This is a genomic window from Glutamicibacter sp. 0426 (assembly GCF_001906485.1).
Lineage (GTDB): Bacteria > Actinomycetota > Actinomycetes > Actinomycetales > Micrococcaceae > Glutamicibacter > Glutamicibacter nicotianae.
Genome location: NZ_MPBI01000001.1, coordinates 964,390 through 979,351, shown reverse-complemented (window position 1 = coordinate 979,351; position 14,962 = coordinate 964,390). Strand labels below are relative to the sequence as shown.

The following is a 14,962-nucleotide window of genomic DNA, read 5'->3' as shown; positions in this document are numbered from 1 at the left end:
TCTATCCTTCTAGAGAACTATTCTCGCTGGACTTTCCCACCATAATTTCTGTCAGTTCGTGACGTTTTATCCGTAAGTTGTGACATTTAATCGTTTTTTACCGTAGCTAGAAATTTTTCATACGCAGAAAAATCTTTCCAGTATTTTTCACGGTCAATATTTGCCAGAGAATACATGAAACGATCCGAGGCGCGTAGGGCCCTCCAGATTTGTTCTTGGTCGAGTAGTTCGAGGAGCAGAAGGATTTTTAAGACCCAACGTCCTGATGAGACGAGCACGTAGTACTGCCCAACTTCGGCATCTCCGAATTCGTCGTGGTTCTTGAGTCCGTGGCTTTGAATGTTCCTGAGGTCCTTCATGTCCTTGATCCACGCCAACTGCGAGGGCCCCAACAGTCCCGGTGCTACGCTCTCGATACGTGGTAGTAACTCGGCGAGTCGGGCAGAGTACGATAGCTCACCCATGTGGCCGAGGGCTTCGTTGTAGGCTGCCCGTGCATCGGCTTCCTCCACAACGTCAGAAAGGACCTCCACAGCAGCTTTGCTGGCCGCCCTGCGCGCTCGTCTCAGTAGCCCCTCAGACACCGACATGTGGAACCGTTTAGCATCTGGATGCAACCGTCGGTGCAGACCCTCTAATGCTGTGGCAAGCATCTGAGCGTCTGATTGTAAAGGTGCTCCATCATGTATGGCCATAAAAGGTACCGGACCAAGCATAGGCACCAATGTCAGCCATCTACTTACAACTGACAGAGTGAGCTTGTTTAGGGGGAGAAGCGGTTGCGTCAGAATGTTGGCAGGAGCATCGGTTGATTTGATTGTGCACCATCCGAGATTCTTGATCCGAACCTCTAGCGAGCAAGCGGAGGTTTCCTTCCCTGTCCAAAGCTGGAGGAGTGTGGTTACGATTTTTGGGAACTCTTGTGTAAGTTTGCGCACAGAATTCGAGTGTGCTGGTTCCCAAACCAGCCCGGGTCGATTCGAGTCAGACCAAGCGCCAATCCGTCCGGCGTCCGTTAATAAAGTTTCCTGGTCAGGCCACCCGAGTCCTCGAATGGGAAGGGCAACGCGCACCGCCAATGCGGGACTATCGAATCCACTAATATGGGCATCCCACAAGATGTGATTTGCTTTGTAAATTTGGCTAGGCCAATCGAAATTGAAGTCTAGTTCAACGGTCATACGCGCGTCTAAAACAGTGAACGGTCGGCCATTGTCAACTCCCCAGAGCACCCGTGGCTGGAAATCAGCAACTTCACCAAGCCGATTCCCTAATTCTATAGATATGACATCGGCTCCTCTCCTGTTGATTTTCACTTGCTGCGGTTCTTCAATCCAGCGCTCGGGGCGCAGGGTGTAGCACCCGTTATCGAGGCTCAGCACTGCCGGGGTGGTCAGATTTTGGTCTGCCATTCCAAGTAAAACGGGTCGGTGCTCCTCCATTTTAGTATCGCCTTTCGTTGTGAATAAAAGCGTCCTAGAGATCACGGTACATTCGGGCCCTAAAATCTGAGGTTCCCAGTTTTGAGTGTATGCGACCAGAATTGAAAACGCTCCGATTGGGAAACATGGTAAGCCTATGTTGATATGGCCAATGTGCAAGTTGTCCTTGATATGCGTGATCTCGAATGCTCCGGCTGCCGTGTGAATTTTTCTCCGGAAGTCTTTGTATGACGCAAACGTAAATACTTTCGTTTGAATCCAGTACTCGGATCTATGCGCGACGGAGTACCTTTAGATGGCTGACTTTGAATAGCCGTAATGGCCATCAAAGTAATTACGCATGATTACGTAATTGTCGCATCTCCATTGCTGATTATTTCGGGTGGAAAACGATGACTTGGGTTAGGTGCACGGTACCCAAGGTAGTCCTCGTTCATGAACATCTGTGCGAATCAAATAGGGCTCAAACACCGGGGCAAGAATTCTGAGTTGTCAACCGCGAGAATTGTTGCTCCTCAGGTGTGGTGTGTGGGAACCACGGTCACAATAACGCAGCAGCTTCACGGTCGAAGTGCCACGGAACGGCGGCGGCAGTGTCTTCATCTCGTAGGACCCGAAACCAACCCGCAGGAGCAATGTCATGGTCACCAGAACCCAGGCCATGGCGATTTCTGGTCTCTACGGTGAATCCATCAAACAGCTCAACGCTGATATGTTCGGCAAAGTCTCGGAATCCCTTGGGATGAGGTGGCGCAACTAGTCCGTCCTCAAGGCATCCCTGGGAATTGGGCAAGGGGAATAGCTGGAACAGTCGTGATGAGTTGCTGAAGTCCTTGGCCCTCATGGCCGTAGCATCCCTCATAGACCGCCTGTGGTCATTGAACTTCAACCAATTCATGGCGCAAATCTACGATCTGGACATGGAAAATCAAGCAAGAACCGCGTTGGCGCAGGACCGAGATTTTCAATTGGAACGGGATGTCATGGCCTACGTCGAGGCCATGAGCCGCACGCTCGTCACAGTGAGCGACGTATTGTCGACCTTGCTGCAGGAGCAACTAAGCGCACCGGCGCTGATCGATCTGCCTGGCGTTATCGACTTTGTCAACCGCACGACCCGTTGCAATATGGCCCCGGGCATCGATTTGGAGGTATTCGCGAATTCCTGCAGCTGAAGCTGACTGCGTCGAGCGATGGCCACGGAGTAGAGGGCCATGCGCAACCTTAGTCCTGCAGACCAGCGTGATCTGTTTCTGGCTTATTTCTTCCTGCTCGTCGCCGTCGCCTATCAGATGCTCGGTTCCGTCGCGAATGCGGAGGACTGGGTGCAGCACGCCTGGCACCACTGGGGCGAGCCGGTCCCCAGCATGCGCGCGGAAGTGCAGAAACCGTAAGCCTATCCCGTGCGCACGATCAGCCGCCAAGCTCTCAATATCCTGCGCATTCTGTCGCGACTACGGGATAACAATCTCGGGCCATTGCTGCCCGAGCCACTGCTGACCATGTCAGATGTTCCAGGTGACGTGGTGCTGGCCAAAAACGCCTGTATTTCCATGCTCGCGATCCTCTGACCGCTCATCCCTGTGGAACGGGCGGTCATCGTGCCGCGAGAAGTATTCGACGTGCCCCGCGGGGAAATCGCCGATTCCGTGGGAAAGTCCGCGGCCACGGTGCGCTAAATCGTCAGCCGTGCTCAGCCTCATGTGAAGGCTCGGCGTCCCTGCGTGAGCATGGCGCGCACGGGGCAGCGCGAAGCCGTTGAGCAGTTTCTGGCGGTGGTCACCACTAGAAATGTGCAAGGCTTGATAGACACCCTGCCCCCGTTATCAGACTTCTCCCCGACGGGGCGAACATTGCCCAAAAAGTGTGGGTGCCTCTGCATGCTGCAAAGAAGGCGAGGAATCCGCCGCGGGTCTTCCCTCCGGCTACCTCAACCCAAAAATCTCATTGCATTGGTTCAACAGCGACTTAAGCATTCGGATCGATGATGAACCGGGCTGCCCATAGCTGATCAGCCTGGTGGTTGAGAGGGCTAGATTAGTCGGATCTTCACTATGCGCAATTTGAGCAAGATTGGCCGCGTGGGACAAGAATCCAAGCTGGTGCATTAGTGTTGCTGATGAGCGACACTGACGAAACACATCTGCTTTAGGTCGGCTGCATGGGTCTAGAAGCGATGGGTTGTCCCCCGTGCCGATGACGCTCTACCAGTCAGTCCATCTCAGGCGATAGAATCGCCTCATGATGCATCATGGTGAATACAAGGTAGTCGGTGGCAAATTAGTCGTTGTAGATTTGGATACTGCCGACGGCGTGATCACCGAAGTGTCGTTGAATGGCGACTTCTTCCTGGAGCCGGACGATGCGCTCGACGACCTGAATGATGCGATCCGAGGACTGCCAACCGATGCCAGCCACAGCACCATTCGCACGGCGGTAACCGAGAACCTGCGCGAAGGTGCAGTGATGTTCGGCTTCGACGAAAACGCTATTGCGCGCGTAGTACGTCGCGCGCTGGGCCATGCCACCAAGTGGGAAGATCACGAGTGGGAAATCCTGGGCCCGGAGATCATCCCCATCACCGAGCAGGTGGCGCTGGATGAGGTGCTGACCCGGCAAATCGCCAAGGGCACGCGCAAGCCGACGATCCGCTTCTGGGATTGGAGCGAAGGCGCCGTGGTCATTGGTTCCTTCCAGTCGCTGAAGAACGAGGTCGACATCGAGCAGGCCGAAAAGCACGGCATCAAGGTGGTGCGCCGCATTTCAGGAGGCGGGGCGATGTTCATGGAAGCCGGCAACTGCATCACGTACTCGCTGTACGCCCCCGAATCACTGGTGGACGGCATGAGCTTTGCCGATTCCTACCCGTTCCTGGATGAGTGGGTCATGGAAGCGCTGGAAAGCATCGGACTGAAGGCGCACTACAAGCCGCTGAACGACATCGCCACCCCGGCCGGAAAGATCGGCGGGGCCGCGCAGAAGCGCCTGGCCAATGGCGCGATGCTGCACCACGTCACGATGAGCTACGACATCGATGCGCAGAAGATGACCCAGGTGCTGCGGATCGGCCGCGAGAAGATTTCCGACAAGGGCATCGCCTCGGCGGTCAAGCGCGTTGATCCGCTGAAGTCGCAGACCCAGCTGGAACGCATGGAGATCATCAAGATCATGATGGACACCTTCGCCAAGCGCACCGGTGCCAAGCCGGCACAGCTGGATGCCGAATCCCGCCAGGCGGCGCAGGAGCTGGCGGCCGCCAAATTCGCCACCGAGCAGTGGACCGCACGCGTTCCATAAGACGGCAGGATCCAAGGGCCCGTTCTCGATTCCGCATCGAGAACGGGCCCTTGCTTCGTTTCAGGCGGCAAAAAGCCGGCCCTCTGCTTGATGAAGCAGCGGGCCGGCTTGGAGCGCCAGCGGCTATCGGCTAGCGGCTGGCGCGGCTGTAGGCCTGGGCCTGCAGCGAGCGCTGCAGCTCGGCGCGTTCCTCCAGCAGGATGCGCTTGAGTGCGGCCGGGGCGCCCTCGTGGCGTTCGAGCCAGGTGGTGGCTGTGGCCAGCGCCTTGTTCTGCTCGATGGAGCCCTGAAGATCCTGGTGGCCTGGATACAGTCCCTCGATCACGCGGGTGGCGAATTCCATGCCCATGGTCTCGAAGACCGGCAGGATCGCGGCCCAGTAGCGCTCCTCGAATGGGGCCAGCAGTGCGGCCGAACCCAGGGTGAAGCCCAGCGCGGTAGCCGAGAGGGCGTCGTTGGACAGTTCGCCCTGCTCATCGCGGGCCATCAGCACGGTATCGAAGGCGGTGTCCTTGGCCTGCGGGTCCGGGCGGGCGGCCAGTGCGGTGCGTACTGAGTTCTGCGCCACGCTGGTGGGGTTGGCCTTGGCGGCCTCGTGCATGCGTGCTTCGGCGGCTTCATCGAGCCGGCCGGCGGCGGCCAGCGCGATGTAGGAACCCCAGAGCAGCTGCTCGTCGACGGTGACCTGGTAGGCGTTGGGCTGCTCGCCGAGGAACGCATCGAGCACCTCGGGGGCCACGCCGGAGCGGGCCAGGCGGACCAGGGTGCGCGCGGTGGTGGTCTGCTGGTCGCTGCCGGCCTCGAATTCGGTCAGCCATCCGGTGAGCGTTGCGGCTGCCTGCTGGCGCAGCCCGGCGCGCAGCTCGGGAGCCACGTACTTGGCGATCGAGGTGGCCAGCTGGTCGGTGAGCACCCCGAAGACGCCGGCATCGGTGACGGCGTGCGCGTGATCCAGGATGGCTTGCACATAGCTCTGCGCGTCGAGCGTGGCCGAGCGCACCGCGTCCCACAGCGAGGCCCAGCAGGTGGCGCGCGGCAGCGAGTCGGTCAGCCCCGAAAGGTGGCCAAGCAAGGTGGCGCGCGAGACCGGGTCGAATTCGATCAGCGCGTAGGTCTCGTCCCCGTCATTGGGCAGCAGCAGGTCAGGGACCTTGCGTCCGATGAGGAAGTCCAGGGCCACCTGTTCGCCTGCCAGCTCCACCTGCACCGAATCGGTGCGCCGCAGCTTGCCCTCCTCCAGCTCATAGGCGCCCACGGAGAGCACATGAGGACGGGCGATCGGCGCTGCGGTAACCGGGTCGGTGCCCGACTGGATCAGCGAGGCTGAGGTGATGGTGCCCGACTCGTCGGTGTCGTACTGGACGTGCAGCTTCGGCACGCCGCTGGTCTTCAGCCAGGCGTCGGCCCACTGGCCCATGTCGCGGCCGCTGGCGGCTTCCAGCGCTTCGAGGAAGTCATCCAGCGAGGTGTTGCCGTAAGCGTGCTTGCGGAAGTAGGCGCGGGCGGCGTCGCGGAAGGCATCGGCGCCGACGAAGGCAGCCAGCTGCTTGAGCACGGACGCGCCCTTGGCGTAGGTGATGCCGTCGAAGTTCTGGTCCGCTGCCAGCAGATCGGGGATGTCGGCGACGATCGGGTGAGTGGTGGGCATCTGGTCCGCGACGTAGGCCCAGGCCTTGCGGCGCGCGGCGAAGGTGGTCCAGGCGGTGGTGAAGTCGGTGGCCTCGTCGTTGGCCAGGGTGCCGATGTAGTCGGCGAAGGATTCCTTGAGCCACAGGTCATCCCACCACTTCATGGTGACCAGGTCGCCGAACCACATGTGCGCCATCTCGTGCATCAGGGTGTTGCCGCGCTGCTCGTACTGGCCTTCGGTGGCGTGCGAGGTGAACACGTAGCGTTCGGTGAAGGTGACCAGGCCCGGGTTCTCCATGGCGCCGAGGTTGTACTCGGGGACGAACGCCGAGTCGTACTTGCCCCACGGGTAGGGGTAGTCGAACAGCTCGTGGTAGTAGTCAAGGCCCTGGCTGGTCAGCTTGATGATTTCCTCGCCGTCGAAGTGCTCGGCCAGTGACGCGCGGCAGGTGGCGGCCATCTCGATGGCCAGCTCTTCGCCGTCGGCCAGCTTCTGCACGTGCTCGCCGCGCACCACGTGGTACGGGCCGGCCAGCACCGCGGTGATGTAGGAGGAGATCTTAGGTGTGGGGGAGCAGGCGACGGTCTTGGTGCCGTCCTCGTTCACGACCTCATCGACGATCGGCTGGTTGCTGGCCAGGTGCCAATCGGCCGGACCGGTGAGCGTGAAGCGGTAGCTGGTCTTCAGATCCGGCTGCTCGAAGCAGGCGAAGACGCGGCGCGCCTCGGAAGGCTCGAACTGGGTGTAGAGGTAGGTTTCGCCGTCCTGCGGGTCCACGAAGCGGTGCAGGCCCTCGCCGGAGCGCGAGTAGATGGCCTGGCCGGTGATCTTCACGGTGTTCGGCGCATCGGTGCGCAGGTTATCGAGGTAGATGCGCGCATCGAGCACGGCTGTGTCCAGGTCGATCGCGGTGCCGTTGACCAGCACCTCGGCCACCGATTCGTGAATGAAGTCGATGAAGGTCGCCGGTTCCCTGGAGCTGAAGTTCAGCGTGGTGATCGAGGTGAAGCTGGTGGCGTTGCGGTCGGCGGCATTGGCCAGGTCGAGCTGGACTTCGGCGAAGTGCCATTCGATATTCCGTGCGCGCCAGGCCGCTTCGTCGCGCCTGAGGTTTTCATTGGGTGCATAGCGTTGAAGTGTGTCCACCATCCCAGCTTAGCTGTGAAAGAACCGTTTGAGACCTATCCGGCGATCATTTCTGCAGTGATTGGCGCGCGTCGAGCAGCGAGCGGATCCCGTCGAAGTGCGAGGAGATCAGCGAGCGGGCGGTGGCGATGTCCTTCGCCTTGACTGCGTCCAGGATGTCCCGGTGGTCCTGGGCGGTCTTCGCAGGCTGGGTTGCGCGCGGGTCGGTGTCGACCGCGTCGTAGATCGAGCGGTACACGTCCCAGAAGACCCCCAGCAGGTTGCTCAGCAACCGGTTGCCCAGCGGCTCGAAGAGGATCCGGTGGAAGGCCTTGTCCTGCTCGACGAATTGCTCGCCGCGGGCCGCGCGCTCCTCCATCTGGACCACGCACTGCTCCAGTGCTTCCAGGTGCTCCGCGGCCACCGCGGCGATGGCCTGGCCGATCAGCCCGGCTTCCAGCGCCTGGCGCACGTCGACCAGCTCATTGGCCTCGTGCCCATGGTGGCGCAGCGACATCTGGCCGCGGAAGGCCAGCGAATCCTCCAGCGCGTTCAGATTGTCCTCGGCGACGAACATGCCGAAGCCGTGCCGGGTGTCGATGATGCCCAGGGCCTGGAGCACCTTGATGGCTTCGCGCAGGGAGTTGCGCCCCACGCCGAGCTCGGCCATGAGCTCCTGCTCGGTGGGCAGCGGGTCGCCGGGCAGCAGTCCGCGTTCCAGGATCAGAGCGGTGATGTCATTGGTCAGGGCGCGCAGGCGCGCACGGGCGTCGCTGCGGCGAACTGGTGGTGTGCTCAACTGGCCTCTTCCGGGGGTTCGGGCCAGCTGCTGGTGTGACGCAGTTGACCAATGGATGTGATTGCTACTACAGTCTACTCCATAGATAGGACATCCTACGTCCCATGTTACAAAATTGATCACGAAAGGTGGCACCGATGGCACTGAATGAATTGGCCAGCAAGCCCTTCGCACGTCGAGATTTCCTCCGGTACAGCGGCATGGTAGGTGCGGCAGCGGCCTTTTCCGCCAGCCTCGCCGCCTGCTCGTCTACCTCGGGCAGCACCGCCGGGGGAGCCTCCGCCGGAACTGGCACCATCGAGGCGGGCATCTCCTACTCCCTGTCCACCGGCTTCGACCCAATGACATCCTCGGGCGCGACCCCGTACGCCGCCAACATGCACCTTTTCGAAGGCCTGGTCGACTTGCACCCGGCCACCCGTGAACCCTATCTGGCCCTGGCCGCCGCCGACCCGGTCCAGGTCGATGACACCACCTGGGAAGTCACCCTCCGCGAGGGCGCGAAATTCCACAACGGCGACCCGGTGACCGTGCAGGACGTCGTGTACTCCTTCGAGCGCGTTCTGGACAAGCAGAACGCCTCGCTGTTCGCCCAGTTCATCCCGTTCATCAAGGCCGCCAAGGCCAAGGACGAGAAGACCGTGTCCTTCACCCTGAACTACGCCTTCCCGCTGTTCCCCACCCGCATCTCGGTGGTCAAGATCGTCCCGAAGGCCGTGGCCTCCAAGGATCAGGCAGCCTTCGATGCCGCCCCGGTGGGCTCGGGCCCGTACAAGTTCGTCTCGGCCACCAAGGACGACAAGATCGTCTTCGAGAAGTTCGCCGACTACAACGGCCAGTACCCGGCCGCTGCCAGCGGCATGACCTGGTTCCTGCTCTCGGACGCGGCAGCCCGCGTGACCGCCATGGAGTCCGGCCGCGTGGCGGCCATTGAGGACGTGCCCTACCTGGACATGGACCGCCTGAAGTCGAAGGTCGACGTTGAATCCGTGCAGTCCTTCGGTCTGCTGTTCCTGATGTTCAATTGCAAGGAAAAGCCCTTCAACGATGTCAAGGTGCGCCAGGCGTTGCACTATGGCCTGGACACCGAGTCGATCATCAAGACCGCGCTGCTGGGCAATGCCAAGGCCGCCACGTCGTACGTGCAGGAAACCCACCCGCAGTACATGAAGGCCGACACCGTCTACTCCTACGACCCGGCCAAGGCCGAGGCCCTGCTGAAGGAAGCTGGCGTCAGCTCGCTGAACTTCGAGCTGCTGACCACCGACACCGCCTGGGTGAAGGATGTCGCCCCGCTGATGCTCGAATCATGGAACAAGCTGCCGGGCGTGAACGTGACTATGCAGAACCTGCAGTCCGGCGCGCTGTATGCGGATAATGTCGACTCCGGCAAGTTCACCGTGGTGGCCGCTCCGGGCGACCCTTCGGTCTTCGGCAACGACCTGGACCTGCTGCTCTCCTGGTTCTACCGCGGCGACGTCTGGCCCAAGTCCCGCTTCCGCTGGAACGAGACCGCAGAGTACACGGCGCTGCAGAAGGAACTGGATGCCGCGGTCAAGGCCAAGGACGAATCCGGAGCCAAGGCCGCCTGGGCCAAAGCCATCAACCTGGTCGCCGAGCAGGCCCCGCTCTACCCGATCCTGCACCGCCAGCTGCCCACCTCCTGGGACTCGGCCAAGCTCGATGGTTTCCAGCCGCTGCCCACTACCGGCGTGTCCTTCATCGGCGTAGCCCCGAAGGCCTAGGCCCGCCCGCCCCGTCCCTGGGGACCAGGGCACGGTGCCTGGGCGCGGACCGCACCCGCGCTCAGGCCCCGTGCCCGCCCGCAGAACCATCCTTCCCAAACCCCAACGGAGTCATCTCGTGGGAAATTTCCTGAACTTGCTGCTGCGCCGGCTCGCCGCGCTGCCGGTGATGATCCTGGGCATTTCGCTTCTGGTCTTCATCATCCTCAAGCTCGCCCCCGGCGACGAGGCCACCAGCGCCCTGGGCGAAGGCGCCAGCCTGGCCGCCAAAGAAGCCTACCGCGAAGAACGCGGGCTGAACGACCCCCTGTTCATCCAATACTTTTCCTTCCTCGGCCGCCTGATCCAGCTGGACTTCGGCACCACCACCCCGCCGGCCCAGTCCGTCACCGGGATGATCGCCAAGGCCTTCCCGCTGACCTTGCAGCTGACCTTCCTCGGTGTGGTGATCGCCGTGGTCATCTCCCTGGCCTTCGGCATCCTCGGCGCCCTGTACCGCGACCAGTGGCCCGATCAGCTGGTGCGCATCTTCTCCATCGCCGCCATCGCCACCCCTTCCTTCTGGCTCGGCATCCTGCTGATCCAGTGGCTCGCCCTGGGCAGCAATCCGCTGTTCCCCTCCGGCGGCGCCGCTCCGGCCGGATCCGGTCCCGGCGCCTGGCTGCAGCATATGGCGCTGCCCGCCCTGGCGTTGGCCATTCCGGTCTCCGCCTCGCTGATCCGCGTGGTGCGCACTTCCATGGTCGAGGAACTGGACCGCGACTACGTTCGCACCGCCATCGGCAACGGTGTGCCGCGCGGCGAGGTGGTCAGCCGCAACGTGCTGCGCAACGCGCTGGTCACCCCGGTGACCGTGCTGGGCCTGCGCATCGGCTATCTGCTCGGCGGCGCCGTGGTCATCGAGATGATCTTCTCGCTTCCAGGCATGGGCCAGCTGATCATGAACGGCATCACCAACCAGGACACCAACCTGGTCCAGGGCGTGGTGCTGGCGATCGCCATCACCTTCGTGCTGGTCAACATCGCCGTCGACCTGCTCTACCTGCTGATCAACCCACGAATTAGGACGGTGTAGCAATGACCATCATGGCACCGCGCAACAAGCTCGTGCAGCGTCTGTCCGACTCCGGCGCACGCTTCACCTCCCTGCCCATCGGGTCCAAAATCGCCCTGGCCTTCCTGCTGTTGGTCGGCATCGTGGCGCTGATCGCCCCGCTGATCGCCCCGCACAACCCGCTGGCCACCGGCCTCCCGGCCCAGCCGCCGGGTGCCGAGCACCTTTTCGGCACCGACCGCCTGGGCCGCGACATCCTCTCCCGCTTGCTCTACGGCGCGCAGTCCTCGCTGCTGGTGGGCCTGGGCTCCGTGGCTTTGGCCCTGGTGGCCGGCGGCCTGCTCGGCTCGCTGGCGGCCACGGGTTCCAAATGGGCCAACGAGACCATCATGCGCATCATGGACATGCTCATGGCCTTCCCCGGCATCGCGCTGGCTGCCGCGCTGCTGGCCTCTCTGGGCAACACCCTGCCGGTGATCATCATCTCCATCGCGGTGATCTACACCCCGCAGATCGCCCGCGTGGTGCGCGCCAACGTGCTCGCCCAGTGGGGCGAGGACTACGTGCGGGCCGAACGGGTCATCGGCGCCGGGCGCTTCACCATCCTGCTCACCCACGTGGTGCGCAACTGCGCCGCCCCGGTGCTGGTCTTCGCCACCGTGATGGTCGCCGACGCGATCATCCTCGAAGCCTCGCTGTCCTTCCTCGGCGCCGGCATCCAGGACCCGGCACCGAGCTGGGGCAACGTGATCTCCTACGGCCGCACCCTGGTGCTCAACGGCGCCTGGTGGGCCACCACCTTCGCCGGCGTGACCATCCTGCTGACCGTGCTGGCGCTGAACATCCTGGCCGAAGGCATGACCGACGCGCTGGTCAACGTCAAGGGCTCGGCCAAGAAGAAGGCCGCCGGGGAGGAAAAAGCGCAGGTCGCCAAGCAGGCAGCCGACACCGCCGAGACCGAGCGGCTGGACGCCGAGCTCGCGGCGCTGGCCCGCACCGAGGCTGCGCGCACCGACCGCCTGGTGCTCGACACGTCCTCAAGGGTTCCGCGCACTATCCTGCAGGTCGAGAACCTCTCGATCCGCTTCCCTCAGCGCTACGGCGACACCCCGATCGTGCAGAACGTGTCCTTCGCGGTGCGCGAGGGCGAGACCATGGCGCTGGTCGGCGAATCCGGCTGCGGCAAGTCCATCACCTCGCTGGCCATCATGGGCCTGCTCGGCAAGAGCGCCAAGATCTCCGGCTCTATCCGCTTCGAAGGGCGCGAGCTGCTGCCGGCCACCGCGGACGGCGGCACCCTGGCCGGGGACGACAAGGTCTACCAAGGCCTGCGCGGCGAGCAGATCGCGATGGTCTACCAGGACGCCCTCTCATCCTTGAATCCTTCGATGCTGATCGGCGACCAGCTGCGCCAGCTCACCCGCCGCGGCGGGCGCAAGAGCCCGGCGGAACTGCTGACCCTGGTGAAGCTGGATGCGGCGCGGACCATGAAGTCCTACCCGCATGAGCTCTCCGGCGGGCAGCGCCAGCGCGTGCTGATCGCCATGGCACTCTCGCGCAGCCCCAAGCTGGTGGTCTGCGACGAGCCGACCACCGCGCTGGATGTCACCGTGCAGAAGCAGGTCGTCGACCTGCTCAACGAACTGCGCGAGCAGCTGGGCTTCGCGATGGTCTTCGTCTCCCACGACCTGGCCCTGGTGGCCTCGCTGGCGCACCGCGTCACGGTGATGTACGCAGGCCAGGTGGTGGAGTCAGGGCCGATCAGCGACGTGCTGATCGCTCCGCACCACGAGTACACCCGCGGCCTGCTCGGTGCGGTGCTCTCCATCGAATCGCAGGCCGACCGCCTGCACCAGATCCCGGGCACCGTGCCCAGCCCGTACGATTTCGCCGACGGGGACCGCTTCGCCGAACGCTCCCAGCGAGTTGGCGCGGACCCGCAAGCGCACCTGGCCTTCGTGCCGGTGGCGCCGGGCAGCGAGCACCGCTGGGCCAGCCACCTGCCGCAACCGGCGGCCAGCACGCCAGAACAGTCAGGAGCAGCGCGATGAGCCAGCACCCCTCAACCCCGGTCATCGAACTCAAGGACGTCCACGTCCACCACAAGATCCGCGGCTCCAAGCTGTTCTCCCCGCGGCTGGTCAAGGCCGTGAACGGCGTGGACTTCACCGTGCGCCGCGGCGAGACCGTGGGCATCGTGGGCGAGTCCGGCTGCGGCAAGTCCACCCTGGCCTCGGTGCTCGTTGGCCTGCAGGAGCCCACCCGTGGCACCGTGCTGTTCCAGGGCGCCCCGGCAGGACGGCGCAACGCCGCCGCCCGCAAGCAGTTCGGGCGTGCGGTCGGCGTGGTCTTCCAGGACCCGTCCACCGCGCTGAATCCGCGCATGAGCATCATGGACACGCTCACCGACCCGCTGCGCGTGCACGGGATCGGCACCACCGGCTCCCGCCGGGCCACCGCGCTGGAGCTGCTGTCCGTGGTGGGCCTGCCGGCCTCGGCGGCTTCGGCCCTGCCCAGCCAGGTGTCCGGCGGCCAGCGCCAGCGCGTGGCGATCGCCCGCGCCCTGGCCCTGGAGCCGGAGGTGATTGTCGCCGACGAGCCGACCAGCGCGCTGGATGTCTCGGTGCGCGCCCAGGTGCTGAACCTGCTCACCGACCTGAAGGCGCAGCTGAACCTGGGGATGGTGTTCATCTCCCACGACATCCAGACCGTGCGCTATGTCTCGGACCGGATTTGCGTGATGAACGCCGGGCAGATCGTGGAACAGGGCGATGCCGCCCAGGTCTTCGACACCCCGTCCAACGACTACACCCGCACCCTGCTCGGCGCCGCACCGGCGCTGCTGCAGCACTAGGCATCCAAGAAATTCCCGGTCCGGCCGATGCCGGACCACCAGTAGAAAGAACCAAGTCCCGTGGCTTTTGCGAACAACCCCAAATACACCGGCGTGATCCCGCCGGTCATCACCCCGCGCACCGCAGACGGCGTGATCGACACCGCCGGCCTGGAGGCAGTGGTGCAGCACCTGCTGGCCGGGGGAGTGACCGGCCTGTTCGTGCTCGGTTCCTCCGGCGAGGTGCCCTACCTGTCCAATGCCGAGCGCGAGCTGGTGGTCTCCACCATCGCTGCGGCCAACGACGGGCGCGTGCCGCTGATCGTGGGCGCCAACGAGCAGACCACCGCCCGCGTCATCGAGGAGGGCCGGCGCATGATCGAGCTCGGGGCCCAGGCGCTGGTGGTCACCACCCCTTACTATGCGCTGTCCAATGCCGCGGAGATCGAGGCGCACTTCCGCGCCATCCACGCCGCCCTGGATGTGGACATCTTCGCCTATGACGTACCGGTGCGCACCCACGTGAAGCTGCCCCTGGATGTGGCGATCCGCCTGGCCAAGGACGGGGTCATCGTGGGCGTGAAGGACTCCTCCGGCGACGACGTGTCCTTCCGCCAGCTGCTGCTGGCCACCGGCGGCATCGAGGGCTTCTCGGTCTTCACCGGGCACGAGGTCGTGGTGGACGGCGCGCTGCTCGGCGGCGCGCACGGCGTGGTGCCGGGCCTGGGCAACGTGGATCCGGCAGGCTACCGCCGCCTGTTCGACGCCGCCGTGGCCGGCGACTGGGCGCAGGCCGCCAAGGAGCAAGACCGCCTGGCCCGCGTCTTCGACATCGTCTACACCCCTGATCCCTCCCGCGTCTCCGGCGGCGCCGCCGGCCTGGGCGCCTTCAAGACCGCCCTGGTCGAGCTGGGCATCATCGGCAACAACACCATGAGTACCCCAATGGAGTCGCTGAATGCCGCCGAGGCCGAGGCCATCCGCGCGATCCTGGCCGAGACCGGCCTGCTCGCCGCGGTAGCCAGCTAGGCGCGCGC

At 63.5% G+C, this 14,962-nt stretch carries 12 protein-coding genes; 9 read left to right on the top strand and 3 right to left on the bottom strand.

The window, feature by feature from the left end; translation table 11 throughout:
• Positions 1 to 86: 86 nt before the first annotated feature.
• A complete protein-coding gene (locus tag BKX98_RS16750; protein WP_143181016.1) occupies positions 87 to 1,442 on the bottom strand; it encodes a HEPN domain-containing protein in 1,356 nt (451 codons plus the stop codon).
• Positions 1,443 to 2,227: 785 nt separating this feature from the next.
• Here BKX98_RS16750 and BKX98_RS04620 point away from each other — a divergent pair.
• The 4 genes from BKX98_RS04620 (at position 2,228) to BKX98_RS04610 (ending at position 4,739) form a co-directional block, all read left to right on the top strand.
• Positions 2,228 to 2,617, top strand: coding sequence for a hypothetical protein (locus tag BKX98_RS04620; RefSeq protein ID WP_083586615.1), 390 nt, complete (start codon positions 2,228 to 2,230; stop codon positions 2,615 to 2,617).
• A 39-nt stretch (positions 2,618 to 2,656) separates the two neighbouring features.
• Positions 2,657 to 2,836 carry a hypothetical protein gene (locus BKX98_RS04615; protein WP_073706280.1) on the top strand — a complete coding sequence of 60 codons (180 nt, stop codon included), beginning with the start codon at positions 2,657 to 2,659 and terminating at the stop codon, positions 2,834 to 2,836.
• 9 nt (positions 2,837 to 2,845) lie between these two features.
• Positions 2,846 to 3,013 carry a hypothetical protein gene (locus tag BKX98_RS16965; protein WP_158024653.1) on the top strand — a complete coding sequence of 56 codons (168 nt, stop codon included), beginning with the start codon at positions 2,846 to 2,848 and terminating at the stop codon, positions 3,011 to 3,013.
• Positions 3,014 to 3,683: 670 nt separating this feature from the next.
• Positions 3,684 to 4,739 (top strand): biotin/lipoate A/B protein ligase family protein, encoded by a 1,056-nt coding sequence (locus BKX98_RS04610; RefSeq protein ID WP_073706279.1) that lies wholly within the window; start codon positions 3,684 to 3,686, stop codon positions 4,737 to 4,739.
• Between the two features lie 130 nt (positions 4,740 to 4,869).
• On the opposite strand, the gene pepN is transcribed toward BKX98_RS04610, so the two are convergent.
• Together pepN and BKX98_RS04600 are read right to left on the bottom strand one after the other, a co-directional pair.
• Positions 4,870 to 7,515 carry an aminopeptidase N gene (gene pepN / locus BKX98_RS04605; protein WP_083586646.1) on the bottom strand — a complete coding sequence of 882 codons (2,646 nt, stop codon included), beginning with the start codon at positions 7,513 to 7,515 and terminating at the stop codon, positions 4,870 to 4,872.
• A gap of 46 nt (positions 7,516 to 7,561) precedes the next feature.
• Positions 7,562 to 8,293 (bottom strand): FadR/GntR family transcriptional regulator, encoded by a 732-nt coding sequence (locus BKX98_RS04600; protein WP_073706277.1) that lies wholly within the window; start codon positions 8,291 to 8,293, stop codon positions 7,562 to 7,564.
• Positions 8,294 to 8,430: 137 nt separating this feature from the next.
• Here BKX98_RS04600 and BKX98_RS04595 point away from each other — a divergent pair, with 137 nt between their 5' ends.
• The 5 genes from BKX98_RS04595 to BKX98_RS04575 all read left to right on the top strand — a co-directional run bounded on the left by BKX98_RS04595 (position 8,431) and on the right by BKX98_RS04575 (position 14,954).
• Complete coding sequence (locus tag BKX98_RS04595; RefSeq protein WP_073706276.1) at positions 8,431 to 10,038, top strand: ABC transporter substrate-binding protein; 1,608 nt, start codon at positions 8,431 to 8,433, stop codon at positions 10,036 to 10,038.
• Positions 10,039 to 10,156: 118 nt separating this feature from the next.
• Positions 10,157 to 11,113, top strand: a complete 957-nt coding sequence (locus tag BKX98_RS04590) for an ABC transporter permease (protein ID WP_038991012.1) — start codon at positions 10,157 to 10,159, stop codon at positions 11,111 to 11,113.
• Between the two features lie 11 nt (positions 11,114 to 11,124).
• Positions 11,125 to 13,143 carry a dipeptide/oligopeptide/nickel ABC transporter permease/ATP-binding protein gene (locus tag BKX98_RS04585; protein ID WP_073706463.1) on the top strand — a complete coding sequence of 673 codons (2,019 nt, stop codon included), beginning with the start codon at positions 11,125 to 11,127 and terminating at the stop codon, positions 13,141 to 13,143.
• Positions 13,140 to 13,946, top strand: coding sequence for an ABC transporter ATP-binding protein (locus BKX98_RS04580; protein WP_073706275.1), 807 nt, complete (start codon positions 13,140 to 13,142; stop codon positions 13,944 to 13,946). Before BKX98_RS04585 ends, BKX98_RS04580 begins: the two co-directional genes overlap by 4 nt.
• Positions 13,947 to 14,006: 60 nt before the next feature.
• Positions 14,007 to 14,954 (top strand): dihydrodipicolinate synthase family protein, encoded by a 948-nt coding sequence (locus BKX98_RS04575; RefSeq protein WP_073706274.1) that lies wholly within the window; start codon positions 14,007 to 14,009, stop codon positions 14,952 to 14,954.
• Positions 14,955 to 14,962: the final 8 nt, after the last annotated feature.